Source organism: Polaromonas sp. Polasp52, from assembly GCF_059491565.1.
In genome coordinates, this window is record NZ_CP168513.1 from 230,551 (window position 1) to 253,940 (window position 23,390).

A 23,390-nucleotide genomic window follows, 5' to 3' on the forward strand; every position below is an offset into this window, starting at 1 on the left:
TTCCCGCCTCGAAAAAAGGAGCCTCCTGGGCTCCTTTTTTTATGCCCGCTCGAATACCGCAATGGACTCCACATGCGCCGTATGCGGGAACATGTTGACCACACCGGCCGCCGTGCAGCGCCAGGCGCCGCCAGCCACCAGCACCCCCGCATCGCGCGCCAGGGTGGCCGGGTTGCAGCTCACATAGACGATACGCCTGGGCGGTGTCCAGCCGTCCAGGGCCAGGCTTTGCTGGTGCTCGCCGTCGTCGCAGGGAACGCCGCTCGCGATCTGCTGCTGCAGGGCCGACAGGGACTTGAACAACTCGAACGCCCCTTCGCGCGGCGGGTCCACCAGCCATTTGTCGGCCGCGCCGTCCTTGACCAGCATGGCCGGGGTCATTTCAAACAGGTTGCGCGCCACAAACCGGGTCGGGGCCAATGCGCGTCGGACGGAAGAACCCGCCCGGTTTCTTTCAAAGTTTTCACGGGACCGGGCTACCAGCACTTCGCTGCCCTCGATGCCCAACACCTCCCGGGCGCGTGTGGCCAGCGGCAGCGTGAAGTTACCCAGGCCGCAAAACCAGTCAATCACCCGTTCATCCGGTTGCACGGCCAGCAGGCGCAGGGCGCGCGACACCAGCGCCTGGTTGATCTGAGGATTGACCTGGGTGAAGTCGGTCGGCTTGAAAGGCATGGTGATGCCGAACTCGGGCAGGCCGTAACTCAGTTCCCGCGCGGCGTCGTCAAGCAGCTTCACTGTCTCCAGCCCGCCGGGCTGCAGCCACCACTGCAGGCCCGGGTGGGCCGCGGCAAAGGCACGCAAGCGCGCCAGGTCGCCCGCGCTGAGCGGTTCCATATGGCGCAGCACCATGGCCGTCACGTCGTCACCGCACGCCAGCTCGATCTGCGGCAGGGTTTCTTTCGCGTCCATGCCGCCGATCAGCTCACGCAGCGGCACCAGCATGTCGCTGACATGGCGGGGCAGCACATGGCACTCGACCATATCGGCCACATAGCTGCTTTTACGCTCATGAAAACCCACCAGCACCGTGCCCTTTTTGCGCACATAGCGCACCGACAGCCGCGCGCGGTAGCGGTAGCCCCAGGTCGGCCCCTCTATCGGGCGCAGCAGGTTGTCCGCGCCGAGCTTGCCGATGTGCCGAAGGTTGTCTTCCAGCACGCGCTGCTTCACAGCCACCTGCGCGCCCGCGTGCAGGTGCTGCATCTTGCAGCCGCCGCAGGCGCCGGTGTGCATGCCGAAATGCGGGCAAGCCGGGCGCACGCGCTGGGACGATTCGCGGTGGATGGCCATCACCACGGCTTTTTCAAAGCTGCTCTTCTTGCGGTAGACGTTGGCCGTCACCTGCTCGAAAGGCAATGCCCCCTCGATGAACACCACCTTGCCGTCGGCCCTGTGGGCAATGCCCTGGGCCTCAATGTCGAGCGACTCGACCTCCAGCAGGTCAGGCGGATAGTCTGCGGCAGCGGCGGGCTTGGTGATGGGGCTTTCTTCTGTCATGCACCGATTGTCTCAGGCTGCGCTACCATTTTCCGGACCACCGAAAGGAATGCCGCATGGAACTTCGCATCTGCATAGACGTTGACGACATGGAGCGCGCCATCGCGTTCTACACCCAGGGACTGGGGCTGCGGGTCGGCCGCCGTTTCAAGAGCGATTTTGTGGAAATCCTGGGGGCCGGCAGCCCCATAGACCTGCTCTTCAACGCGCCAGGCACCAAGCCTGTCAGCGGCAGCGAAGGCGTGCGCAATTACAGCCGGCACTGGACGCCGGTTCACCTGGATTTTGTGGTGGAAGACATCGATGCCGCCGTGGCACGGCTGCAGCGCTGCGGCGCAGTACTGGAGATGCCGGTAGCCGATCGCGCCTGGGGGCGCATCGCCGGGCTGGCCGACCCTTTCGGCCACGGGCTGGACCTGCTGGAGTTCAGGGGGCGCGGCTACGACGAAATCGTGGATCCTCGCTAAAGGGCCCAAACGGCGGGCAAAGAAAAAGGAGCCGGGCGGCCGCCGGGCTCCTTTTGCCTGGATGCAGCGCGTTTATTTGGCGGGCAGGTATTTGGCCGGGTCCACCGGTTTACCCTGGCGGCGGATTTCAAAATGCAGTTTCACGCGATCCGCGTCGCTGTTGCCCATCTCGGCAATCTTCTGGCCCTTCTTGACGTTCTGGTCCTCCTTCACCAACAGCGTCTGGTTGTGCGCATAGGCCGTGAGGAAGGTGTTGTTGTGCTTGAGGATGACCAGGTTGCCGTAGCCGCGCAAGCCGGCACCCGCGTACACCACACGCCCGTCGGCGGAGGCCACGACCGCGTCGCCGGCCTTGCCGGAGATATCGAGGCCCTTGTTTTTGGCTTCGTCAAAGCCCGCCACCATGGGGCCTTGCGCCGGCCAGATCCAGGCGATGTCTTCATCACCCCCCGTCGCGGCTGTTGCCGGGCTGGCACTGCTACCAGCGGGCGCCGATGCGGGTTTGGCAGCGCTGGCGGCCTGCGCCGGTGCCGTGCTGGACGCAGGGGCCGAACCCGGCGACACCGGACGGGTCACGACCAAGGGGTTCTCATTGGTCGGCGGCACGACGCGCAGCACCTGCCCCACTTCGATGATGTTGGGATTTTCAAGGTTGTTCCAGCGCACGATGTCGCGCCAGTTCTGGCCGTTCTCCAGGCCGATGCGGATCATGGTGTCGCCGGGCTTGACCGTGTAGTAGCCGGGTTTGCCGGCGTTCTCAAAGCCGGGCAGTTGTTTGACGCTGCCAGGATCCACCGCGCCCGCGGTTGGGCGCGCCCCGAAGGTTCCACGGTCTTCCACGGGTGCGTTGGTAGGGGAACGCGAAGCGCAACCCGCCACAAGCAGCACGGCTGCAAGCATGCAGGACAAGCCCAGCCTGCCGGGCATGGAGCGGGTGGCAGGCAGAGTGGCTATCCTGTTCGGCCTTACGGTTTGGTTCATTGTTTCTTTCGTCTTCAATCTTGGCTGACTTGCCTGAGCCGCAAGGCCCGAAGGGCGCGTCTGGTTTATCGGACTTATTTCTTCATGATGCCGGTCTGCGCCTCTATATGCGCCCGGCCTTAGCTTGTCCCCGATTTTAAAGGCACAAAGTGAACGGCTTCCAGCAAGGTCTGCCGCACGCCCTGGGGGGTTTTGTCCAGCACCACCAGCGCTTGCGCGCCGCCGGCGGTTTGCATGGGCGCCACCAGGCGGCCACCCACGGCCAGCTGGTCTATCCAGGCTGCGGGGATGGCCTCGCCGCCCGCCGCCGCGATGATGGCCGCATAAGGTGCGCCTTTGGCATAGCCCATCATGCCATCCCCAAAGAGCAGGTGCAGATTGGGCAGGCGTAAAGTCCGCAGGTTCTCCCTGGCTTTGTCATGCAGGCCGCGCAGTCGCTCTATGCTGTAGACCTCAGTGGCCAGGTGGCTGAGCACCGCAGCCTGGTAGCCGCAGCCGGTGCCGATCTCCAGCACCCGGCCCAGTTTTCCCGCACCACCCGCCGCCCCGTGGCGCAGCAGTTCTAGCATGCGGGCCACCACATTGGGCTTGGAGATGGTCTGGCCCAGGCCTATCGGCAGGCTGGTGTCTTCGTAAGCCTGGTTGACAAGCGCGGAGTCGACAAAGCGGTGGCGCTCAACCAGGCCCATGGCGGCCAGTACCTGCGCATCGCTAACGCCCTGCGCCGCGAGCTTGGCCACCATGCGCGCGCGCACGGCCTGCGAGTCCAAGCCGACACCACCCGGCCGCGCAGGAGAGACGCTGGTTGCGGCCTTCTTCGCCATGCTCCCGCCCGCAGGCACCGCGGGGCGGGCATTGGCCGCACCCAATCGGGTTGCCGATGGGACGCCGGCATCGGGCTTGAGGCGCACCGGAAAGGACGGGCGCGTCGCGCCTTCCGACACCTTGGAGGCGGGCTTGGCTGCCGCGGGATTGAAAGGCGGCTTGAGGCTGGGTTTCATGCGTCAGGCCTTCAGCGCGTCTCGGTCAGCCTGGCGGCGGTCTGGGCCCAATAAGGCAGGCGCTCATGGTCGGTCAGGTCCACCTGCAGCGGCGTGATGGAGACAAACTTCTGGCTGGTCGCGTGGAAGTCGGTGCCCTCGCCGGCTTCCTTCGCGGGCCCCGCGCCGCCTATCCAGTACATGGTCTCCCCGCGCGGGCTGGTCTGCATGATGACGCGCTCGGCCGCATGGCGGCGCCCCAGGCGGCACACCTTCACGCCGCGGATCTCGTCGTCGGGCAAATTGGGAATATTCACGTTGAGCAGCCACGGCGGCACCGTGGGCTCCGCGCCCTCGGCCACATTTTCCAGCGAAGGGATCAGCTGCCGCACCAGCCCGGCCGCGCGCTTGGCCGCGACGTCGATGTGGGCCCAGCCTTTTTCAGTCTGCGAAAAAGCGATGGACGGGATGCCGAATAAATAGCCCTCCATGGCCGCGCCCACCGTGCCGGAGTAAATCGTGTCGTCGCCCATGTTGGCGCCATTGTTGATGCCGGACACCACCAGGTCGGGCCGGTAGCCCAGCAGGCCGGTCAGCGCGATGTGGACGCAGTCGGCGGGGGTGCCGTTGATGTAGCGAAAACCGTTGGCCGCCGTGTGCACGTACATCGGCGAGTGCAGGGTCAGCGCGTTGGATTTGGCGCTGTTGTTCTGCTCGGGCGCCACGACTTCGACATCCGCAACGGTTCTAAGCGCTTCGTAAAGGGCGATGATGCCGGAAGCCTGGTAACCGTCGTCGTTGCAGATGAGAATTTTCATGGGGTGATTTTACGGTCACGGCCGTGACAGCCCGGACCTCTTTGGGACTGGCGAGCGCCCCTGCTTTGCCTATGATGCAGTCAAGGCGCCGCCCCCCGCGTTTTCCGCTCCTTCAAGCGTGCCGCCTTCAGCCCCTCACCTCATCGGAGACATCTCATGCAAGCCTGGCTTTGTGAAAATCCCACCGGCGTAGACGCCCTGACCTGGAAAGAGCTGCCCACGCCGCAACCCAAGGCCGGCGAAGTCCTGATTGAAATCAAGGCGGCCAGCCTGAACTTCCCCGACCTGCTGATCGTGCAGAACAAATACCAGATCAAGCCGCCCCTGCCCTTTGTGCCGGGCTCCGAGTACGCCGGCGTCGTCCAGGCCGTGGGGGAAGGCGTCAAGCACCTCCAGGTGGGGCAGAACGTCGCCTGCCTCTCGGGCACCGGCGGCTTTGGCACGCACACCATCGCGCCGGCAGCCCTGTGCATGCCCCTGCCCCCGGGCTTTTCTTATGTGGATGCCGCCGCCTTCATCATGATTTACGCCACCTCCTGGCATGCCCTGATGGACCGCGCGCAGCTCAAGGCAGGTGAAACCGTGCTGGTGCTGGGCGCTGCGGGCGGCGTGGGCACCGCCGCCATCCAGATTGCCAAGGCCGCCGGGGCCCGTGTGATCGCGGCCGCCTCCACCGATGAGAAATGCGCGCTCTGCACCTCCATAGGCGCGGATGCCACCATCAACTACAGCAGCAAGAACCTGCGCGATGAAATCAAGGCCCTGACCGACGGCAAGGGGCCGGATGTGATCTACGACCCCGTGGGCGGCGACTTTGCCGAACCGGCCTTCCGCTCCATCGCCTGGCGCGGCCGCTACCTGGTTGTCGGCTTCGCCTCGGGCCCCATCCCCGCCCTGCCGCTGAACCTGACGCTGCTCAAGGGCGCCTCCATCGTGGGGGTGTTCTGGGGCGACTTTGCCAAACGCGAGCCCAAGGCCAATGCCGCCATGATGGCCGAATTGGCGGGATGGTACGCACAGGGCAAGATCAAGCCGGTGATAGACCGCACCATGCCCATGGCCGAGCTCAAAGCCGCCTATGCCCACATGGGCTCGCGCGGCGTCAAGGGCAAGCTGGTCATGGTCAACTGACTTTTAGAACGCTGCGGCGTCCCGGAAAGCGCCGCTTGCACGCTAGTTGTTTGTCACATTCCCGACGCTGCAGGCAGCCTTGACGATGCGCGCATTGGGGTCGTCGTCACTCTCCTTGAAGATCATCGGCCGTATATCGTCCCCGGCATAAGTGGTGATCCTGAAAGGCTCCCCACGAAAATCCGGCTGGGCATAAAAGGCCGCCTTCACATAACGGGCGATTTGCTGCGTGCAGTCGATCTGCACCTCGGTCACTACCGAGCGGAATTGAAGGGCCTCGCCGGCGGGGGCCCACTGCGTCGCGCGGTTGATGCGCACCGGGATGAGGCGCAAGTCCTCCTTGACCTCGATGGCGGCCACGTTGACCTGCACGTAATGACTCGCGGAATTGGCGGGATCGCCGGTGATGGTCAGCCAGGTATCGGCCGCAGCATGCACGCCGGCCGCCGCCAACACCGCAGCCAGAAAAACGGCCGGCAAACGGATCAAGCACTGTCTGGCCGAGGCGAAATGACCCAATGTCTGAAACAAGGCGTTCCTGTCGTGAAAGACGGCTCTCCCGAAATTTGCGAGAAAACCTGGTGGGAGGAGCTGAAGTGGCGGACACACAGCTTGAAACAGCTGCCAGCGTCTGTATCTTGCCGCACACAGTCGGGGGGCGCGTTTCGAATTGTGACTGCGGCAAGCCCAAGGAAAAAATCCCGCGTACCAAACGGCACGCGGGATTTCAGATACTGGGGTGGCTGATGGGGCTCGAACCCACGACAACAGGAATCACAATCCTGGACTCTACCAACTGAGCTACAGCCACCGGAGCCCTGCATTATAGCGGCAAAGATGCCGCTTCTTTATTGGGTCACGACTTCTTCTGCATTTGCCTTGGCCGGGACAGGCTTGGGAACGAGGATTTCCGCCTTGAAACGGTCTTTCAGGCTGTTGTAATACGCCAGGCTTTCCGCCGACGTCCACCACTGCGCATACTGGTCGCGTTGCTGTTTGGCGGCGGCTTCAACCGGCGCGTCGCGGGGAACCACCTTCTCGACCTTGACGATGGCGTAGCCCTGGCTCCCCAGGTCGACGCCCGCAAAAGCCGGCAGGGTGGCGACATCGGCGCGCAGTGCGGCATCAATCACCGGGATGGGCAGCTTCTGTGTCTGTTCGCGGGACACCACGACCGGCGCGGCCAGGCCCGTCGCCGACGCGGGAGCGGCCTTCCAGGCGGCCAATTTGGCCACGCCTTCCTTGCGAGCTTCTTCCGCGGCGCGCTGGGCCAACCAGCGCTGGCGCACGGTGTCTTTGACTTCGGCCAGGGGGCGGGTATGCGCGGGCGTGTATTGCACGATGCGGCCAGAGGCCAGCTGGCTGGGCCCCACCTCAATGGCTTCGGTGTTGCGTTTTTTCTCGATCGCGTCCGGGGCAAACAAGGCGTTGAGGAATTTGGCGTTTGCCAACACGCCGGTTGCGCCGATCTGGGGCTGGCGCGTCACATTCGACGCCGACTTGATCTCCAGCTTCAGCTTGTCTGCCGCCGGCTTGAGGCTCTCGGCCTGCTCGTATACCGCGTTGGTAAAGATATCAGCGGATTCAGCGAACTTCTTCTGGGCTTCCTGCTTTTTCATGGCGGCCTCGAGCTCCGGGCGCAGCTCTTCAAAGCTGCGTTGCTTGACGTCCGTCAGCTTGATGATGTGGTAGCCAAACTCGGACTCGACGACGTCGCTGATCTCGCCTTTTTTCATGGAAAAAACGGCATCTTCAAAAGGCTTGACCATGGAATTGCGCCCAAAGAAATCCAGGTCGCCCCCCTTGGCTGCGGAGCCGGGGTCTTGCGAATTCTTGCGGGCCACGTCGGCGAAGCTGTCGGGGGATTTTTTGACCAGGGCCAGCAGCTCCTGCGCTTTCGCCTTGGCTTTTTCACGGTCGGCCGCGGGGGCGGACTTCGGGGATGCGATCAGGATGTGGCTGGCCCGCCGCTCGCCCTCAAAGCGCGGAAGATTCTGCTCGTAATAGGTTTTCAGGTCGGCCGGATTGACGGCAATGCCCTTGCCCACACCATCCATGTCCAGCAGCACATATTCAATGCTGGCCTGCTCAGGCGCCTGGAAGAGCTTTTCGTTGGCCTTGTAATACTGCTCGAGCTCGGCGTCCGTCGGGTTCAGCTTGGCGACAAAGTCGGCGGCATTGAAGCGGGCCAACTGGATTTCACGCTTTTCGAAGTAGGCGTTCAGCGAAATGTCGGCGGCCGAATTGGAAGCAAAACCACTGGCACCCACACCCGCCAGCACCTGGCGGTTCGACAGGTCGGCGCGCACATTGGCTTCGAACATCTCCGGGCTCAGACCCTGGGCCCCCAGCAGCTGGCGATAACGCTCCATGTCGAGGCTGCCGTCCGGGCGGCGCAAGGAGGCGATCTCGGGGCTTTGCTGCAACTCGCGCGCCAGGCGCTCGTTGCTCGTCGTGAGCTTGAACTTCTCGGCCGCCGCGGCGACAACACGTTCGCGCACCAGCCGCTCCAGGGAAGCGTAGCGCGCCTCGGGTGAGTCGAGCAGCTTGGGATCCAGGTTGGGCATGGAGTTGCGGAGCTGGTCCATTTCACGCTGGTGCGCGCGGTCCCACTCCGGCTGGGTGATGTTCTTGCCGTCCACCTTGGCCACTGTCGCGCTCTGGTCCTTGGAGCGGTTGTAGCCGTCGAGGCCGAACAACACAAAGGACGGAAGAATCAGCAAAAACAGCAGCACCATGACGATTTTGGTGTGCTTGCGAACGAAATCAAACATCTCGAATTTCCTGTACGACTGCTAACGGACAACCTGGGCCCACCAACAAAAAAGGCGAACCTCGTTCGCCTTTTTCCTCGTGGGTGGTGGGTGCTGACGGGCTCGAACCGCCGACCTACGCCGTGTAAGGGCGCTGCTCTACCAACTGAGCTAAGCACCCCACGTCAAACGTTCTTGTCAGTTCAAAGCATCCTTGAGCGCTTTGCCCGGACGGAACTTTGGAACCTTGGCTGCCTTGATTTTAATCGCATCGCCGGTCCGTGGATTACGGCCGGTGCGCGCAGCGCGTTTGCCCACCGCGAAAGTGCCAAAACCCACCAGAGACACGGAGCCTCCTTTTTTCAGGGTTGTTTTCACAGCGCCAATCGTGGATTCCAGCGCGCGCGTGGCGGCAGCTTTGGAAATGTCAGCATGTTTGGCAATGTGCTCGATCAGTTCGGTCTTGTTCACAAGGAGCCCCTCGTTGATAAAAAGTTAATCTGGTTGTCTCTAAAAAATATCTCCCGGGACACTGTGGTGTAGCGTCAGCGGGAGCGGCTTGTGCAGGTTTTCTGCTGCTTCCAATTAGAGCCATGGACTTCTAACCTGTCAATACAGCAGCAAGTTTTTACAACGTGCGGAGGCGGATTCTAGACGTTTTTTCGGCGCTTTCACGACTTAATCGTAAGCATGGTGTGTAATTTTCATGCTTGACAAAACAGGGCTTTCCAACGAATTTACGACCCGACCAGCGCCTGTGCAACGGCTTTGCCGACATCGGCCGTTCCGGCCTTTCCGCCCAGATCGGGCGTGCGCGGCGCACCACTTTCGGGACTCAATACTTTTTCGATCGCGGCGAGTATGCCGTCGTGCGCCTCCTTGTGCCCGAGGAACTCCAGCATCATTGCACCGCACCAAATTTGTCCTATGGGATTGGCGATGTTGCGCCCCGCGATGTCGGGCGCCGAGCCGTGCACCGGCTCGAATAGCGAGGGGAATTTTCGTTCGGGGTTGAGATTGGCGCTGGGCGCGATGCCAATGGTGCCGGTGCATGCCGGCCCGAGGTCGCTCAGGATGTCGCCGAACAGGTTGCTGGCCACCACCACATCGAAAAAGTCCGGGCGCTGCACAAAATGCGCGGTCAGTATGTCGATATGGAATTTATCCAGTTGGATGGCCGGATAGCTTTTCGCCATCTCGGCCACGCGCTCATCCCAGTACGGCATGGAAATCGAGATGCCGTTGGATTTTGTTGCACTCGTCAGGTGCTTCTTGGGCCGCGACTGCGCCAGCTCGAACGCGAATTTCAGCACGCGGTCGACGCCGATGCGGGTGAACACCGATTCCTGCAGCACGAACTCGCGGTCGGTTCCGGGAAAGGCTTTTCCGCCTATGCTCGAATATTCACCCTCGGTGTTTTCACGAACGATGTAAAAGTCGATCTCGCCGGGCTGGCGCGGGCTGCCGTCGCGACGCACCACGGGCGCGATGATGCCGGGCATCAGGCGCGCCGGCCGCAGGTTGATGTACTGGTCGAACTCGCGCCGGAACAGCAGCAGCGAGCCCCACAGCGAGACATGGTCGGCGATCTTCTCGGGCCAGCCCACCGCGCCGAAGTAGATCGCGTCATGGCCGCCGATCTGGTCCTTCCAGTTGTCGGGAAGCATCTTGCCGTGCTTCTCGAAATAGTCCCAGCTTGAAAAATCGAAATGGTCGAACTGCAGGTCAATGCCGTACTTGACGGCCGCGGCCTCCAGCACGCGTACGCCCTCGGGCATGACCTCCTTGCCGATGCCGTCGCCCGCGATGACAGCGATTCTCTTTTTGCCGGTGTTCTTGCTCATGGTGTTCCTTTGGGTTTTCAGGGTTTAAAAAATTTCAGCGCTTCGGCCAGCAGCAGCGCCGGCGCTTCTTCCGCGATGTAGTGGCCGCAAGGCAGGGCCAGGCCCGACACATCCTGCGCACGCTCACGCCAGAGATCGAGCACCTTGAAGCATTGGCCCACCGCGCCATGCTCGCCCCACAGCACGCGCAAGGGCTGCGCCAGCCGCAGGCCGGCCGCGACGTCGGCGCGGTCGTGCACCAGGTCGATGCCGGCGGAGGCCCGGTAGTCTTCGCAAATGCTTTGGGCGGTGCCGGGGATTTGCGCGCAGCGCTCGTACTCGGCCAACGCGGCCGGCGCGAATGCGGCCAGGCCCGCATGGCGCTTGCCCATCACGCTGCGCACGTAACGCGACGGGTCGGAAGCTATCAGCGCTTCCGGCAAGGGCGGCGGCTGGATCAGGAAGAACCAGTGCCAGTAGGCGCGTGCAAAGGCATCCGAGGTGTTGTCGTACATGGCGAGCGTGGGCGCGATGTCCAGCAGCATCAGGCGCTCCACCGCATCCGGGTGGTCGGCCGCGAGGCGATGCGCCACGCGCCCGCCGCGGTCGTGGGCCAGTACCTGAAAGCGCGAAAAGCCGCAGGCCTTCATGACGGACACGGCGTCCTGCGCCATTGCACGTTTCGAATAGGCCTGGTGATCCGCGTCGCTCGCGACCCGTGCCGAATCCCCGTAGCCGCGCAAGTCCATCATGACCACGCTAAATGACTTGGCCAGCTCACCGGCCACCGCGTGCCACATCACATGGGTTTGCGGGTGGCCGTGCAGCAGCAGCAGGGGCGCGCCGCTGCCGCCCTGCAAGGTGCGCAGCCTGCCGGCGGGCCCTTCTATGTCGCGTTGGGAAAATCCTTCGAACATCAATCGGCCTTGATTCCTTTTTGTGCCACCAGCTTGTTCCAGCGTTGGTATTCTGACCGGATCAAGGCGTCGGACTGCGCTGGCGTTTGAGGCCATGCGTCAAAACCCTCGCGCGCCAGGCGCGCCCGGACTTCGGGTGCATTCAGCGTCTCGTTCAGGGACTGGTTGAGCTTGCCAAGCACGTCTTGCGAAACGGCGGCAGGCGCGCTCACCACAAACCATGTTTCAAACACATAGTTCGCCAGCCCGGCTTCCACCATGGTCGGCACCTCCGGCAGCATGGGCGAGCGCCTGGGGCCCGTCACCGCGAGCGCCCTCAGCTTGCCGCCCGCCACATGCTGCTGCGCGGCGGACAGCACGGGAAAGCTCATGTCCACCTGCCCCGAGATGGTATCGACCAGGGCCGGCCCACCGCCCCGGTAGGGAACGTGAAGAATAAAGGTATTCGATTCGGCCTTGAACAATTCGGCCGCCATATGAAAGGTGCTCCCGGTGCCCGCCGAGCCGAATGACAGCTTTCCCGGCCGGGCTTTGGCAAGCGCCACCAGCTCGCGAACAGTCTTGGCGGGCACCTGGTTGTTGACCACCAGCACATGCTGCGACGTGGCCACCGTGCCAACCGCCTTCAGGTCTTTCAGCGTGTCAAAGGGCAGCCGCGCAAACAGCGACGGATTGATGGCCTGCGACACCGTATTGAGCGACAGCGTGTAGCCGTCCGCGCGCGACTTGGCGACGGCATCCATGCCCAGGTTGCCGGAGGCTCCGGCCCGGTTGTCCACCACCACCGGCTGCCCCAGGCGCTTGCCCCATTCGTCCGAAATCAGCCGGGCCGCGATGTCCGCACTGCCGCCCGGCGCATAGGGCACCACCAGGCGAATGGGTTTGTCGGGAAAGCCCTGGCTCCAGGCTGGGGCGGCGATGCACGCCAAGGCAAGCCAGGCGGCGCGGCGCAACCACGATCGGCGCAGCTCGTGATGAAGGTCCATGAATGGCATGCGAGTCTCCTGTTCGTTGTGGGACTCATTCTGGCTAGCGTATCGCCTTGATTCAAGCAATAATCCGGCAATCAATTGTTTCTTTTAAGGCATGAATGGATCGCAGCGACCTTGAACTTGTGCTGGCGGTTCGCGATGGCGGCAGCCTGAGCGCCGCCGCGCTGGCCCTCGATGTCGCGCCACCGGTCGTGACCAAACGTCTTGCCGCCCTGGAAGCCCAACTGGGGCAGCGCCTGTTCCAGCGCACGACACGCCGGGTCAGCCCCACGGCCGAGGGAGAGACCGTGTGCGAGCGCGCACGGGTGCTGCTGCAGGGATTCACGTCGCTCGAATCAGAGTTGCAGGAGCGCAAGGCGGAGCCAACAGGACTGATACGCCTCGTCGCGACTTTCGGGTTTGGGCGCTTGTGGCTGGGGCCCGCGCTTTCCGGTTTTCAGGAGCGTTACCCGCGCGTCGAAATCCAGCTGCAACTCACCGAGCAATTGCCCGACCTGGCGCTTGAAGGGTTTGACGGTGCAATCTGGCTCTGGTCGGTGGAGGGCCGGCAGGCGGCGCAGTGGGTGTCCCGGCGGCTCGCGCGCAACCAGCGCGTGCTGGTGGCCTCGCCGCGTTACATCAAGCAGCACGGCGCACCGGCCAGCCTGGAAGCCCTGCAGGACCACGCGTGCCTGATCGTGCGTGAAAACGGCAACACCGCGGGGCGGCGCTTTGATGTCTGGTCGCTGCACCGGGAGCGCGACAAGGTGCCTGCGCGCGTGCGCGTCCACGGCCCCCTGGCCAGCAATTCAGGCGAACTGGTGCGCGACTGGTGCCTCGAAGGCCGCGGCATCATGCTGCGCAGCCTGTGGGACATCGCGCCGCAACTGGCTTCGGGCCAGTTGGTGCGCGTGCTGCCGGCCTATTCGATGCCCGATGCCGACATCCACTGGCTAGCCCCCTACCGCACCGACCAGCCGCGGCGCATACGCCTGCTGATAGACCACCTGGCCGCGCAATTCCAGGACACGCCCTGGAAAACTACAGGGCCGGCGGCGGCTTCACGGGCCGCACCACGAGGCTCACGCCCAGCGCCGTGAGCGCCGTGCCCAGGATGGTGGCCGTGGTGATGGATTCACCAAACAGCGCCCAGGCCATCAGGGCCGTGGTGGGCGGCACCAGGTAAAGCAGGCTGGTCACCGCAGTCGCCGCACCGCGCTGGATCAGCAGGTAAAGCAGAGAACTGCCGCCCAGCGTCAGCGCCAGCACCGACCAGGCCATGGCGCCCAGCAAATGCACGTTCCAGTTGATCGCCTCGGTTTCAAACAAGGCCAGCGGCAGCGTCACCACAAAGGCCGCCGCCAGCTGGATGGCATTGGCCGTGCGCACATCGGTCGGCTGGACAAAACGCTTTTGATAGAGTGTGCCGGCCGTGATGCAGAGCAGGGCGAAGACGGTGCAGGCCAGCGTCAGCGTACTGACCTCCTGGCCGGTGCCGAACTTGCGCGACACCACCAGCAGCAAGCCGCCCAGCCCGAATGCCAGGCCGGCCCACTGGCGCGGGCTGACCCGGGCCTGCGCGTTGCCGGCATCGCCCGAGGACATCCACGATACCCACAGCGCCGTCAGCACGGGCTGAAGCCCGACGATGAGCGCCGTCAGGCCCGAACCCATGCCGGCCTTCATCGCGCTCCAGATGCCGCCCAGGTAGCCCGCATGCATCAGCAAGCCGGTGACCGCGAGGTGGCCCCACTGCGCGCGCGTCCTGGGCCAGGCGGCTCGGGTCAGGACTATCCAGGCCAGGAAACAAAGAATAGACAGGAAGTAGCGTATGGCCAGGAAGGTCAGCGGCGGGGCGTAAGGCAGGCCGTATTTGGCGACGATGAAGCCGGTGCTCCAGATCAGGACAAACACGGCGGGCATGGCCCGGATCAAGGCACCCGGGGAAGAAGAGGCAGAACTCAAGGAGGGCAGCTTTAGGGGGACAGCGGGGCTATTTGGCGCGCGCGCGGATTTCCGGGATGGCTTTTTGCAGGTAATAAATCATGGACCAGACCGTGAGGATGGCGGAGATCCAGATCAGCCAGGTGCCCCAGACGTGCGTGTTGACCACGCCGAAGAGCACACCGTCGAACAGCAAAAAGGGGATGGCAATCATCTGCACCGTGGTCTTGACCTTGCCCAGCATGTGCACGGCCACGCTTTTGGTCGCCCCTATCAGGGCCATCCACTCGCGCAGCGCCGAAATGGCGATTTCGCGGCCAATGATGATAAGGGCCACGAACACGTCGGCACGCTGCAGGTGCACCAGCACCAGCAAGGAGGCGCAGACCAGGAACTTGTCGGCCACCGGATCCAGGAAGGCGCCGAAGGAGGAAGTCTGGTTCAGCTTGCGTGCCAGAAAGCCGTCCAGCCAGTCGGTCGCGGCGAAGACCACAAACATCACGGTGGCGATCAGGTTGCGCTCGACAGGCGCCAGGTTCAGGTAGAACACCCCCACGATCAGCGGAATCGCAACAATGCGGGTCCAGGTCATCAGCGTTGGGATGGTCAGAAACATGACCCGATTTTGGCATGAGCCGCACCAAGCCCGCCGGGCACCGGGTCAAAGCGCACCAAAACGGTGGTTTCCGTTGCTCAAATACGTCTGGCGCCCATTGGCGCATCAATGCAGCGCGCGGTAGATTTCCTCGGCCAGGTCCCTGGAAATGCCGTCCACCGTGGCGATGTCTTCCGCGCTGGCCGAGGCAATGCCGCGGATGCCGCCAAAGCGCTGCAGCAGGCTGGCACGCCGTTTCGGGCCTATGCCTGCGATATCTTCCAGCTTGCTGCCGCCCACCCTGACCTTGGCGCGCTTGGCCCGCATGCCGGTGATGGCAAAGCGGTGGGCCTCGTCGCGGATCTGCGCGATCAGCATCAGCGCGGCCGAATCCCGCCCTAAATAGACTTTGTCGCGCCCGTCGGCAAACACCAGCTCTTCCAGGCCGACCTTGCGGCCCTCGCCTTTTTCCACGCCAGCGATCAGCCCCAGGTCCAGCCCCAGCTCCTCGAACACCTCACGCGCCATCGACACCTGCCCCTTGCCGCCGTCGACCAGCACCAGGTCGGGCAGCTTGGCCTCGCCGTTGCGCGCGGCTTCGGCCAGGCGGGTATAGCGGCGCGTCAGCACCTGGCGCATGGCGGCGTAGTCGTCGCCGGGCGTGATGCCCTCGATGTTGTAACGGCGGTATTCGCTGTTGACCATCTTGTGCTCCTGGAACACCACACAGGAGGCCTGCGTCGATTCCCCGGCCGTGTGCGAGATGTCGAAGCACTCGATGCGCAGCGTGTCCAGGTTGTCCAGCGGCAAATCAAGCGCCTCGGCCAACGCGCGCGTGCGCGCCTGTTGCGAGCCCTGCTCGGCCAGCAGCCGGGCCAGCTGCAGGCCGGCATTTTTCTGCGCCATCTCCAGCCAGATGCGGCGCTGCTCGCGCGGCTGGTGGATGGCCGTGACCTTGGTGCCGATCTGGGCGCTGAGCGCCTCCATCAATTCCTTATCCACAGCTTCGCTGCAGACCAGGGTGGGCGGAACCGGCACATCGATGTAGTGCTGCGCGATAAAGGCTTCCAGCACCAGGGCCTCCAGCGGTTTGGCTGGCGGCGCCGAGGCCGGCACAGCCTCCGTGCCGGTCTCGGCATCGAGCGCAGCGACGTCGGCCGCGTTCTCGACATGGCTCGGAAAGTAAGCCCTGTCGCCCAGGTGGCGGCCGCCGCGCACCATGGCGAGGTTGACGCAGGCCTTGCCGCCCTGCACTTTCACCGCCAGGATGTCGACGTCCTTGTCGCCGCCGATTTCCATGGACTGCTGGTGCAGCACCTTGGACAGCGCCGATATCTGGTTGCGCAACTCGGCGGCCTGCTCGAACTCCAGCTTCTCGGCATGAGCCAGCATTTTTTTCTCGAGTTCGGTCAGGATGTCCTGGGCCTGGCCCTGCAGGAAGCGTTCGGCGTTGGCGGTGTCCAGCGCGTACTGCTCGGGCGACACATGGCCCACGCAGGGCGCCGAGCAGCGCTTGATCTGGTACAGCAGGCAGGGCCGCGTACGGTTGTTGAACACCGTGTCTTCGCAGGTGCGCAGCCGGAACACCTTTTGCAGCAGCAAGATGGTGTCCTTGACGGCCCAGGCGCTCGGGTAAGGCCCGAAGTAGCGGTGCTTTTTCTCCACCGCGCCGCGGTAGTAGGCAATGCGAGGAAACACCGCGGCCGCCGGCGCCTCGCCCTCCACGGGCGGACGCGCGCCGGTGAGCTTGAGGTAGGGGTAGCTCTTGTCGTCCCGAAACAGGATGTTGTACTTCGGGTTCAGCGTCTTGATCAGGTTGTTTTCCAGCAGCAGCGCCTCAGCCTCGGAGCGCACCACTGTGGTCTCCATGCGGGCGATCTTGGTCACCATGTGGCCTATGCGCGTGCCGCCATGATTCTTCTGGAAGTAATTGGAAACCCGCTTCTTGAGGTTGCGCGCCTTGCCGACATAAAGCACGCCGCCCTCGGCATCGAAGTAGCGGTAGACGCCGGGCAAGGCGGGCAGCGCGGCGACTTCGGCCAGCAGCTCGGGCGCATGTCCGGAGTTCGGCTTTTCAACGGAGGGATGTTCAGGCATTCCCCTATTTTGCCGTGTAGCGGCGCTTCGAGACGGCGGCAGCCGCTGCATCACAATACCCGCCATGGCTACCGCGCGCGTTTGGGATATTTTTTGCAAAGTCATCGACAACTTCGGGGACATTGGCGTCTGCTGGCGCCTGGCCGCCGACCTGGCCTCGCGGGGCCACACGGTGCGGCTGTGGGTGGACGATGCCTCGGCCCTGCGCTGGATGGCGCCGGCCGGATGCGCGGGGGTTCATGTGTTGCCCTGGCCGCAAGAGGGCAAGCCGCTGGACCCGCAGGCCGCCGGGCTTGCGCAACAGCCGACCGAGGTGCTGGTCGAGGCCTTCGGCTGTGAAATAGCGCCCGAGTTTTTGGCCGCCTGCGCCCGTGCCGCGCAGGCAAGCGGCCGCAAGCCCGTCTGGATCAACCTCGAATACCTGTCCGCCGAGGACTATGTCGAACGTAGCCACGCCCTGCCCTCGCCCGTGCAAACCGGCCCGGCAGCCGGCTGGACCAAGTGGTTTTTCTACCCCGGCTTCACCGACAACACCGGCGGGCTGCTGCGAGAGCCCGGCTTGCTGGAGCGGCAAGCGCAGTTTGACCGCGCCAAGTGGCTTCAAGCCCATGGAATCCCCGGCGAGGGACAAACCCTGGTAGCCCTGTTCTGCTATGAACCCCCAGCGCTGCAAAGCCTGCTCGCGCAATTCGCGCGGCAGGGCCTGCAAGGCCGGCCGGTGCGCCTGCTGGTAGCCGCCGGCCGCGCGGCCGCCGCGGTACGGGCCCTTGCCGGCGAAAACCCCGGCCGAACCGGGGGCTCGCAGCTTTCAATTTCCTACCTGCCCTTGCTGGCGCAGTCGGAGTTTGACCACCTGCTCTGGGCCTGCGACCTGAATTTTGTGCGCGGCGAGGACTCGGTGGTGCGCGCGCTCTGGGCCGGAAGGCCTTTTGTCTGGCAGATTTACCCCCAGCACGACGACATCCACCTGGCCAAGCTCCAGGCCTTTCTGGACTGGCTGCAGGCGCCGCCCTCCCTGCGCGCATTTCATGCCGCCTGGAACAGCCGGGAAACGCCTCAAAGCTCCGCGACTGGCCCGGCCCCCCTGCCCGCCGACCTGCCCATCTGGCAGGCCGCCACCCAGGCGAGCCGCGCCCGCCTGGCGGCCCAGGACGACCTGGCGACCCGGCTGCTCGGCTTTGTGGCAAAAAAACGTTAAAATCATGGGCTTTGCAGACCAGCCCGAAGACCAGCCAGGTCTTGGCGTCCTGCACAACCCGCCGCGGAACCTGCACACCGGTGCAAGCGTTTAGCGGCCTACCTCAGTGAAACTGCTATGAAAATCGCTCAAGAAATCCGCGCCGGCAACGTCATCATGCACGGCAAGGACCCGATGGTGGTACTCAAGACCGAATACAGCCGCGGTGGGCGCAATTCCGCCACCGTGCGCATGAAGCTCAAAAGCCTGGTCGCCAACTTCAACACCGAAGTCGTGTTCAAGGCCGACGACAAGATGGACCAGATCGTCCTCGACAAGAAGGACTGCACCTACTCCTACTTCGCCGACCCGCTGTACGTCTGCATGGACTCCGAGTACAACCAGTACGAAGTCGAAGCCGAAAACATGGGCGACTCGCTCAACTACCTGCAGGACGGCATGGAGCTGGAAGTCGTGTTCTACGACGGCAAGGCCATCTCGGTGGAGCTGCCCACCAGCGTGCAGCGCGAAATCACCTGGACCGAACCCGCCGTCAAGGGCGACACCTCCGGCAAGGTCCTGAAGCCCGCCAAGATCGCCACCGGTTTTGAAATCGGCGTGCCCATCTTCGTGGCCCAGGGCGACGTGGTCGAAATCGACACCCGCACCGGCGAATACCGCAAACGCGTGTAAACCCGCTTCGGCACCCCGCAAAAGGCTCCTCACGGAGCCTTTTTGCTTTCCGCGTCCCGCGCCAGTGCCGGGAAAAGCAACCGCCCTCCCCGATCGTTGACAATAAGCCCATGGAACAAAAACAGGATTTATCCGTCAGCCGCCTGGCCAACGCCTGGGCGGCACTGCAGGCCCACGCCAATGAGGGTAACCCGCTCGAAGCCGACGCTTCCCGCCTGGCGTTTGCCGACCCGGAATTCCTGCTGCGGCGCGAAACCCGCGGCATACGCTTTCAGCTGGAGCTGCTCAAGCCGGACCTGGAACAGCAGGCCCACGGCATTGAAAACACCGTGGTGGTGTTCGGCAGCGCCCGCTTTCGCAGCGAAGAGGATTCCGCCCTCATGGTGGCCGAGGCCGAGGCCGGCGGCGACCCCGAGGTGATAGACCGCGCGAAAAAGCTGGCGCGCAATGCCCATTACTACGAAAGCGCCCGCGCCTTCGGCAAGCTGGTGGCCCAGTACAGCAGCGACAAGCCGCCGGAAACCAAGCTCTTCATCTGCACCGGCGGCGGCCCGGGCATCATGCAGGCGGCCAACCGCGGCGCGCACGAGGCCGGCGGCCTCAGCGTGGGCCTGGCCATCGTGCTGCCCATGGAAGAAGCGGCCAACCCCTACGTGCCGCCCGAGCTCTCCTTCAAGTTCCACTACTTCGCGCTGCGCAAGATGCATTTCATGATGCGCGCCAAGGCCCTGGTGGTGTTTCCGGGCGGCTTCGGCACGCTGGACGAGCTGTTCGAGGTCATCACCCTGGTGCAGACCCGCAAGGCCAAGCCGGTGCCCATCATCCTGTTCGGCAGCAGCTACTGGAAGCGCCTGCTCAATACCGAGATGCTGGTGGAAGAGGGCGTGATCTCGGCGAACGACCTCAAGCTGTTCCAGTACGTGGACGACCCGCAGGTCGCCTGGGACCTGATCAAGGACTTTTACCGTCTTTGATGTCGCCGTGCCCGCCGTGGGCCGGCATGCTGTCCTTCAGCAGCCAGGCCGCGCGCGAGCCCGCGCCCACCATCGCGCCGGTGGTCCAGAACACGCCGGCAATCCCGATCAGCGCGCCGGCTGAGCCGAACAGCATGGGCATGACCACGCTGGACGCATTGATGGCCATCAGCCGAAGGCCCAGCGCCTCGCCGTGGCGCGCCTCCGGCGTGATCTGGTGCAGCATGCTCATGACCATGGGCTGCACCATGCCCAGGGCCAGGCCCAGCAGGATGGAGCACAGGCCCATGCCGATGGCAGAGTGCATCAGCGGGTAGATGCCGAACAGCAGCGCCGTCACCAGCATGGACACCGCCAGCACCTTCCACTCGCGCAGATGGGCGGCCACCAGCGGCATCACCATGCGGATCAGCGCCGCGGCCACCGCGAACGAACCCAGGATGGTGCCTATCACGGAGGCGCTGATGCCGCGCTCAAAGCCGAGCACGGGCACCACAAAGGTATGGACGTCCCAGCAGGACGACAAAAACCAGTTCACCAGCATCAGGCGGCGGAAGGTGGCCTGGCGCAGCAAGTCCCAGGCCCTGGGCTGCGGGCCGCCACTGGCGGCGATCACCGGCGGCAGCTCGCGCGTCTTGCGCACCAGGAACCAGCAGGCCAGCGGCAGTATCGCCATCAGCAAAAACGCCGCGCGGTAGCCCGAGGTGCTGCCGGGCACGGCGCCCACATGGTCGATCAGCAGGCCGGCCGAAAACGGCCCGATGAAATTGGACACGGCCGGGCCTATGGCCAGCCAGCTGAACACCTGGCGCAGCTCCAGCGCGCCGACCGCCGCGCGGCCCACATGGCGCTGCAGCGAAATCACCGCCGCGCCGGTGGCGCCGCCGGTAAGCAGCGCCGCCAGGCACAGCACCGGGAACACCGGAAAAGCCACCGCTGCCCCGGCCCCCAGCACCGCGGCGAACACGCTGTAGCGTATAGGGCGCCGCAAGCCGTGGCGGTCGGCAAAACGGCCGGCCGGCAGCGCCAGGAAAACCTGCGTCAGGGCAAACAGCGCGAGCAGCACACCGACCGCCGCGGGGCTGTAGCCTTCGCGCAGCGCCAGCAGGGGCGCCGCCATGCGGGTGCCGGCCATGCAGGCATGCAGGCAGATCTGCGCCAGGATCAGGCGTGCGAGTTCAGGCGTCATGCGGCGCAGCTCATGCGCGGTGCATCAGGGGTTGTCCAGGTCTTTGTCAAGGGGGTCCAATGGAAGCAGGCGGGCGGATTCGATTTCGGGCAGCGCTTCGACGTTGCGCAGGGCCTTGCCCATGACGCGGCTGCGCTGCTCGGCGCTGCTCAGCGTGTTGAGCACGGTTTCGGTCTGGGATTTGACCTTGGCCAGCACGTCGCCGAACTTGCCGAATTCGGTCTTGACCGCGCCCAGCACCTGCCAGACTTCGCTGGAGCGTTTTTCCAGCGCCAGCGTGCGAAAGCCCATTTGCAGGGAGTTGAGCATCGCCAGCAGCGTGGTCGGGCCGGCCAACGTGACACGGTGGTCGCGCTGCAGGAATTCCATCAGTCCCGGTCGGCGCAGCACCTCGGCATACAGGCCCTCGGTCGGCAGGAACAGGATGGCGAAATCGGTGGTGTAAGGCGGGTCTATGTACTTGTCGGAAATCGACTTGGCCTCCAGGCGTATGCGCGCCTCCAGCGCCTTGCCGGCGATTTCCGCGCCCAGCACGTCGGCGCGCTGCTGCGCGTCCAGCAGGCGCTCGTAATCTTCGTTCGGGAATTTCGCGTCTATCGGCAGCCACAGCGGCTCGCCCGAATCGGAACGGCCCGGCAGCTTGATGGCGAAGTCGACCGGGTTCTTGCCGCCGCGGCGCGTGATGACCTGGGCCGCGTACTGGTCAACGGTGAACACCTGCTCCAGCAGGGCCGAGAGCTGCGCCTCGCCGAAAATGCCGCGCGTTTTCACATTGGTCAGCAAATGCTTGAGGTCGCCCACGCCCTGGGCCAGCGTCTGCATCTCGCCCAGGCCCTTGTGCACCTGCTCCAGCCGGTCGGCCACCTGCTTGAAGCTTTCGCCCAGGCGGGTTTCCAGCGTGGTCTGCAGCTTTTCGTCGACCGTCTTGCGCATCTCGTCGAGCTTGGCGGAATTGGTCTGTTGCAGCTGCGCGAGCTGCTTTTCCAGCGTCTCGCGCACTTCACCCATCCGCCTGGCATTCGACTCGCTGACCGATTGCAGCTGCGTGCTCAGGGTGTCGGACAGCGTCTTTTGCAGCAAGGTGAGCTGCTGCGCGAACGCGTCGATCTGGGTGTTCTGCGTGCGGGTGGCTTCGGCGCTTTGCTGCACCAGGGTTTGCTGAAAGGTGGCGAAAGTTTTCGCGAGTTCCTCGCGGCCGCTGCGCGCGTTGTCGCCGATCTCCCGGCGCAGCTCGCGCTCCAGCTTGTCGTGGCCCGCCACGATAGCCGCAAGCAATTCGGTGCCGGCACCGGAAGGCTGGCCGGGCTTGCGCAGCAGCAGCCACACCAGCAACAGCAGGTTGGCCGCCAGCAAGGCGATGATCAGCCAGTTTTCCATCATGTGTCTATTTTCCGCTTGCCGCCAGCACCGCAGGATTGAGCGGGGTCAGCGGCTTCTTGCCGCTGAAAAACGCGATCAGGTTGTCGGCGGCCAGGCTCGCCATGGCCATGCGCGTGGGAATGGTGGCGCTGGCGATGTGCGGGGTCAGCACCACATTGGGAACGGTCAGCAGGTCCGGGTGCACCTTGGGCTCGCCCTCGAACACGTCCAGCCCGGCGGCCGCGATGCGTTTGTCGCGCAGGGCCGCGGCCAGCGCGGCATCGTCCACAATGCCGCCGCGCGCGATGTTGATCAGGTTAGCGGTTGGCTTCATCAAGGCCAGCTCCGCGGCGCCTATGGTGTGATGAGAGGCTGGCGAGTAAGGCAGGACCAACACCAGGTGGTCGGCTGTCCTGAGCAGCTCTTCCTTGCCGACGTAGCTGGCCTTGCATTCGGCTTCCAGCGCCGCGTCCAGGCGCGAACGGTTGTGGTAAATCACCTTCATGCCGAAACCGTGGGCGCCGCGTTTGGCAATGCCTTGCCCTATGCGGCCCATGCCCAGGATGCCCAGCGTAGCGCCATGGATGTCGGAGCCGGCGAACATGTCGTAGCTCCATTTGGTCCATTTGCCGGCACGCAGGTAGTGTTCGCTCTCGGTCACGCGGCGGGCAGTGGCCATCAGCAACGCGAAGCCGAAATCGGCCGTGGTTTCGGTCAGCACGTCGGGCGCGTTGGTGGCCAGCACACCGGCCGCCGTCATCGCGTCGATGTCGAAGTTGTTGTAGCCCACGGCCATGTTGGCGCAGATTTTCAGGCCCGGGCAGGCGGCCAGCACCTCGGCGTCAATTTTGTCGCCGCCAGTGGTGAAGGCGCCGTCCTTGCCCTTGAGGCGCTCGGTCAGTTGCGCCTTGGACCAAGTCTCGTCGCCCTGATTGGATTCGACCTCGAAATGCTGCTCCAGGCGGGCGATGACTTCGGGGAACACGGCGCGCGCGACGAGGATTTTGGGTTTGCTCATGGT

22 protein-coding genes and 2 tRNA genes are annotated in these 23,390 nt (G+C 64.3%); 6 read left to right on the forward strand and 18 right to left on the reverse strand.

Features of this window, described 5'->3' with window-relative positions; translation table 11 throughout:
• Window positions 1–39: 39 nt before the first annotated feature.
• Window positions 40–1,500, reverse strand: a complete 1,461-nt coding sequence (gene rlmD / locus ACEN9P_RS01150) for a 23S rRNA (uracil(1939)-C(5))-methyltransferase RlmD (RefSeq protein ID WP_495620851.1) — start codon at window positions 1,498–1,500, stop codon at window positions 40–42.
• Window positions 1,501–1,556: 56 nt separating this feature from the next.
• Between rlmD and ACEN9P_RS01155 the strand changes: the two genes are divergently transcribed.
• Entirely contained in the window at window positions 1,557–1,967 is a 411-nt protein-coding gene (locus tag ACEN9P_RS01155; RefSeq protein WP_495620852.1) for a VOC family protein, read from the forward strand.
• Window positions 1,968–2,039: 72 nt separating this feature from the next.
• Here ACEN9P_RS01155 and ACEN9P_RS01160 read toward each other — a convergent pair whose 3' ends face one another.
• From ACEN9P_RS01160 to surE, 3 genes are all read right to left on the reverse strand, one after another.
• Complete coding sequence (locus ACEN9P_RS01160) at window positions 2,040–2,894, reverse strand: peptidoglycan DD-metalloendopeptidase family protein (protein ID WP_495620853.1); 855 nt, start codon at window positions 2,892–2,894, stop codon at window positions 2,040–2,042.
• A gap of 173 nt (window positions 2,895–3,067) precedes the next feature.
• On the reverse strand, window positions 3,068–3,949 hold the full coding sequence (locus ACEN9P_RS01165) for a protein-L-isoaspartate(D-aspartate) O-methyltransferase (protein WP_495620854.1): 882 nt from the start codon (window positions 3,947–3,949) through the stop codon (window positions 3,068–3,070).
• Window positions 3,950–3,960: 11 nt separating this feature from the next.
• Window positions 3,961–4,746 (reverse strand): 5'/3'-nucleotidase SurE, encoded by a 786-nt coding sequence (surE, locus tag ACEN9P_RS01170; RefSeq protein ID WP_495620855.1) that lies wholly within the window; start codon window positions 4,744–4,746, stop codon window positions 3,961–3,963.
• Window positions 4,747–4,902: 156 nt separating this feature from the next.
• On the opposite strand from surE, the gene ACEN9P_RS01175 reads away from it, so the two are divergent.
• Window positions 4,903–5,877, forward strand: a complete 975-nt coding sequence (locus tag ACEN9P_RS01175; protein ID WP_074574981.1) for an NADPH:quinone oxidoreductase family protein — start codon at window positions 4,903–4,905, stop codon at window positions 5,875–5,877.
• A gap of 42 nt (window positions 5,878–5,919) precedes the next feature.
• Here ACEN9P_RS01175 and ACEN9P_RS01180 read toward each other — a convergent pair whose 3' ends face one another.
• The 8 genes from ACEN9P_RS01180 to ACEN9P_RS01215 form a co-directional block, all read right to left on the reverse strand.
• On the reverse strand, window positions 5,920–6,357 hold the full coding sequence (locus ACEN9P_RS01180) for a surface-adhesin E family protein (protein WP_495620856.1): 438 nt from the start codon (window positions 6,355–6,357) through the stop codon (window positions 5,920–5,922).
• 255 nt (window positions 6,358–6,612) lie between these two features.
• Window positions 6,613–6,688, reverse strand: a tRNA-His gene (locus tag ACEN9P_RS01185).
• A gap of 37 nt (window positions 6,689–6,725) precedes the next feature.
• A complete protein-coding gene (locus tag ACEN9P_RS01190; protein ID WP_477701196.1) occupies window positions 6,726–8,651 on the reverse strand; it encodes a SurA N-terminal domain-containing protein in 1,926 nt (641 codons plus the stop codon).
• Between the two features lie 84 nt (window positions 8,652–8,735).
• Window positions 8,736–8,811, reverse strand: a tRNA-Val gene (locus ACEN9P_RS01195).
• A 17-nt stretch (window positions 8,812–8,828) separates the two neighbouring features.
• Entirely contained in the window at window positions 8,829–9,101 is a 273-nt protein-coding gene (locus tag ACEN9P_RS01200) for an HU family DNA-binding protein (protein WP_007874140.1), read from the reverse strand.
• 266 nt (window positions 9,102–9,367) lie between these two features.
• Entirely contained in the window at window positions 9,368–10,474 is a 1,107-nt protein-coding gene (locus ACEN9P_RS01205) for a tartrate dehydrogenase (RefSeq protein WP_495620857.1), read from the reverse strand.
• Window positions 10,475–10,491: 17 nt separating this feature from the next.
• Window positions 10,492–11,370, reverse strand: coding sequence for an alpha/beta fold hydrolase (locus tag ACEN9P_RS01210; RefSeq protein ID WP_495620858.1), 879 nt, complete (start codon window positions 11,368–11,370; stop codon window positions 10,492–10,494).
• Window positions 11,370–12,365 (reverse strand): Bug family tripartite tricarboxylate transporter substrate binding protein, encoded by a 996-nt coding sequence (locus tag ACEN9P_RS01215; protein WP_495620859.1) that lies wholly within the window; start codon window positions 12,363–12,365, stop codon window positions 11,370–11,372. Before ACEN9P_RS01215 ends, ACEN9P_RS01210 begins: the two co-directional genes overlap by 1 nt.
• Window positions 12,366–12,460: 95 nt before the next feature.
• Here ACEN9P_RS01215 and ACEN9P_RS01220 point away from each other — a divergent pair, with 95 nt between their 5' ends.
• Window positions 12,461–13,441 carry a LysR family transcriptional regulator gene (locus ACEN9P_RS01220; protein ID WP_477701195.1) on the forward strand — a complete coding sequence of 327 codons (981 nt, stop codon included), beginning with the start codon at window positions 12,461–12,463 and terminating at the stop codon, window positions 13,439–13,441.
• Here the strand turns inward: ACEN9P_RS01220 and ACEN9P_RS01225 are convergent.
• The 3 genes from ACEN9P_RS01225 to uvrC all read right to left on the reverse strand — a co-directional run bounded on the left by ACEN9P_RS01225 (window position 13,383) and on the right by uvrC (window position 16,977).
• The gene (locus ACEN9P_RS01225; RefSeq protein WP_495622117.1) at window positions 13,383–14,264 is read right to left on the reverse strand and encodes a DMT family transporter; all 882 of its coding nucleotides are present in this window, start codon (window positions 14,262–14,264) and stop codon (window positions 13,383–13,385) included. The two genes, ACEN9P_RS01220 and ACEN9P_RS01225, sit on opposite strands and share 59 nt — an antisense overlap.
• 70 nt (window positions 14,265–14,334) lie before the next feature.
• Window positions 14,335–14,901: a CDP-diacylglycerol--glycerol-3-phosphate 3-phosphatidyltransferase gene (pgsA, locus tag ACEN9P_RS01230; protein WP_477701193.1), complete on the reverse strand. Its 567-nt coding sequence runs from the start codon at window positions 14,899–14,901 to the stop codon at window positions 14,335–14,337.
• Window positions 14,902–15,006: 105 nt separating this feature from the next.
• Window positions 15,007–16,977: an excinuclease ABC subunit UvrC gene (gene uvrC, locus ACEN9P_RS01235; protein WP_495620860.1), complete on the reverse strand. Its 1,971-nt coding sequence runs from the start codon at window positions 16,975–16,977 to the stop codon at window positions 15,007–15,009.
• A gap of 64 nt (window positions 16,978–17,041) precedes the next feature.
• On the opposite strand from uvrC, the gene earP reads away from it, so the two are divergent.
• The 3 genes from earP (at window position 17,042) to ACEN9P_RS01250 (ending at window position 19,821) form a co-directional block, all read left to right on the forward strand.
• On the forward strand, window positions 17,042–18,175 hold the full coding sequence (gene earP / locus ACEN9P_RS01240; RefSeq protein WP_477661945.1) for an elongation factor P maturation arginine rhamnosyltransferase EarP: 1,134 nt from the start codon (window positions 17,042–17,044) through the stop codon (window positions 18,173–18,175).
• A 117-nt stretch (window positions 18,176–18,292) separates the two neighbouring features.
• Window positions 18,293–18,847 (forward strand): elongation factor P, encoded by a 555-nt coding sequence (gene efp, locus ACEN9P_RS01245; RefSeq protein ID WP_007868500.1) that lies wholly within the window; start codon window positions 18,293–18,295, stop codon window positions 18,845–18,847.
• Window positions 18,848–18,957: 110 nt separating this feature from the next.
• A complete protein-coding gene (locus ACEN9P_RS01250) occupies window positions 18,958–19,821 on the forward strand; it encodes an LOG family protein (RefSeq protein WP_495620861.1) in 864 nt (287 codons plus the stop codon).
• Here ACEN9P_RS01250 and ACEN9P_RS01255 read toward each other — a convergent pair.
• From ACEN9P_RS01255 to ACEN9P_RS01265, 3 genes are read right to left on the reverse strand one after another with little or no spacing between them, the layout of a single operon-like run.
• Entirely contained in the window at window positions 19,799–21,010 is a 1,212-nt protein-coding gene (locus tag ACEN9P_RS01255; protein WP_477661943.1) for an MFS transporter, read from the reverse strand. The genes ACEN9P_RS01250 and ACEN9P_RS01255 overlap by 23 nt on opposite strands.
• 24 nt (window positions 21,011–21,034) lie before the next feature.
• Window positions 21,035–22,387, reverse strand: a complete 1,353-nt coding sequence (locus tag ACEN9P_RS01260; protein WP_495622118.1) for a DNA recombination protein RmuC — start codon at window positions 22,385–22,387, stop codon at window positions 21,035–21,037.
• A 7-nt stretch (window positions 22,388–22,394) separates the two neighbouring features.
• Window positions 22,395–23,387 (reverse strand): 2-hydroxyacid dehydrogenase, encoded by a 993-nt coding sequence (locus ACEN9P_RS01265; protein WP_495620862.1) that lies wholly within the window; start codon window positions 23,385–23,387, stop codon window positions 22,395–22,397.
• Window positions 23,388–23,390 lie beyond the last annotated feature (3 nt).

Coding starts and splice junctions, on each gene's coding strand:
- rlmD (WP_495620851.1), bottom strand. CDS start 1,500: ATGACAGAAGAAAGCCCCATCACCAAGCCCGCCGCTGCCGCAGACTAT.
- ACEN9P_RS01155 (WP_495620852.1), top strand. CDS start 1,557: ATGGAACTTCGCATCTGCATAGACGTTGACGACATGGAGCGCGCCATC.
- ACEN9P_RS01160 (WP_495620853.1), bottom strand. CDS start 2,894: ATGCCCGGCAGGCTGGGCTTGTCCTGCATGCTTGCAGCCGTGCTGCTT.
- ACEN9P_RS01165 (WP_495620854.1), bottom strand. CDS start 3,949: ATGAAACCCAGCCTCAAGCCGCCTTTCAATCCCGCGGCAGCCAAGCCC.
- surE (WP_495620855.1), bottom strand. CDS start 4,746: ATGAAAATTCTCATCTGCAACGACGACGGTTACCAGGCTTCCGGCATC.
- ACEN9P_RS01175 (WP_074574981.1), top strand. CDS start 4,903: ATGCAAGCCTGGCTTTGTGAAAATCCCACCGGCGTAGACGCCCTGACC.
- ACEN9P_RS01190 (WP_477701196.1), bottom strand. CDS start 8,651: ATGTTTGATTTCGTTCGCAAGCACACCAAAATCGTCATGGTGCTGCTG.
- ACEN9P_RS01205 (WP_495620857.1), bottom strand. CDS start 10,474: ATGAGCAAGAACACCGGCAAAAAGAGAATCGCTGTCATCGCGGGCGAC.
- ACEN9P_RS01210 (WP_495620858.1), bottom strand. CDS start 11,370: ATGTTCGAAGGATTTTCCCAACGCGACATAGAAGGGCCCGCCGGCAGG.
- ACEN9P_RS01215 (WP_495620859.1), bottom strand. CDS start 12,365: ATGCCATTCATGGACCTTCATCACGAGCTGCGCCGATCGTGGTTGCGC.
- ACEN9P_RS01220 (WP_477701195.1), top strand. CDS start 12,461: ATGGATCGCAGCGACCTTGAACTTGTGCTGGCGGTTCGCGATGGCGGC.
- ACEN9P_RS01225 (WP_495622117.1), bottom strand. CDS start 14,264: ATGCCCGCCGTGTTTGTCCTGATCTGGAGCACCGGCTTCATCGTCGCC.
- pgsA (WP_477701193.1), bottom strand. CDS start 14,901: ATGTTTCTGACCATCCCAACGCTGATGACCTGGACCCGCATTGTTGCG.
- uvrC (WP_495620860.1), bottom strand. CDS start 16,977: ATGCCTGAACATCCCTCCGTTGAAAAGCCGAACTCCGGACATGCGCCC.
- earP (WP_477661945.1), top strand. CDS start 17,042: ATGGCTACCGCGCGCGTTTGGGATATTTTTTGCAAAGTCATCGACAAC.
- efp (WP_007868500.1), top strand. CDS start 18,293: ATGAAAATCGCTCAAGAAATCCGCGCCGGCAACGTCATCATGCACGGC.
- ACEN9P_RS01250 (WP_495620861.1), top strand. CDS start 18,958: ATGGAACAAAAACAGGATTTATCCGTCAGCCGCCTGGCCAACGCCTGG.
- ACEN9P_RS01255 (WP_477661943.1), bottom strand. CDS start 21,010: ATGACGCCTGAACTCGCACGCCTGATCCTGGCGCAGATCTGCCTGCAT.
- ACEN9P_RS01260 (WP_495622118.1), bottom strand. CDS start 22,387: ATGGAAAACTGGCTGATCATCGCCTTGCTGGCGGCCAACCTGCTGTTG.
- ACEN9P_RS01265 (WP_495620862.1), bottom strand. CDS start 23,387: ATGAGCAAACCCAAAATCCTCGTCGCGCGCGCCGTGTTCCCCGAAGTC.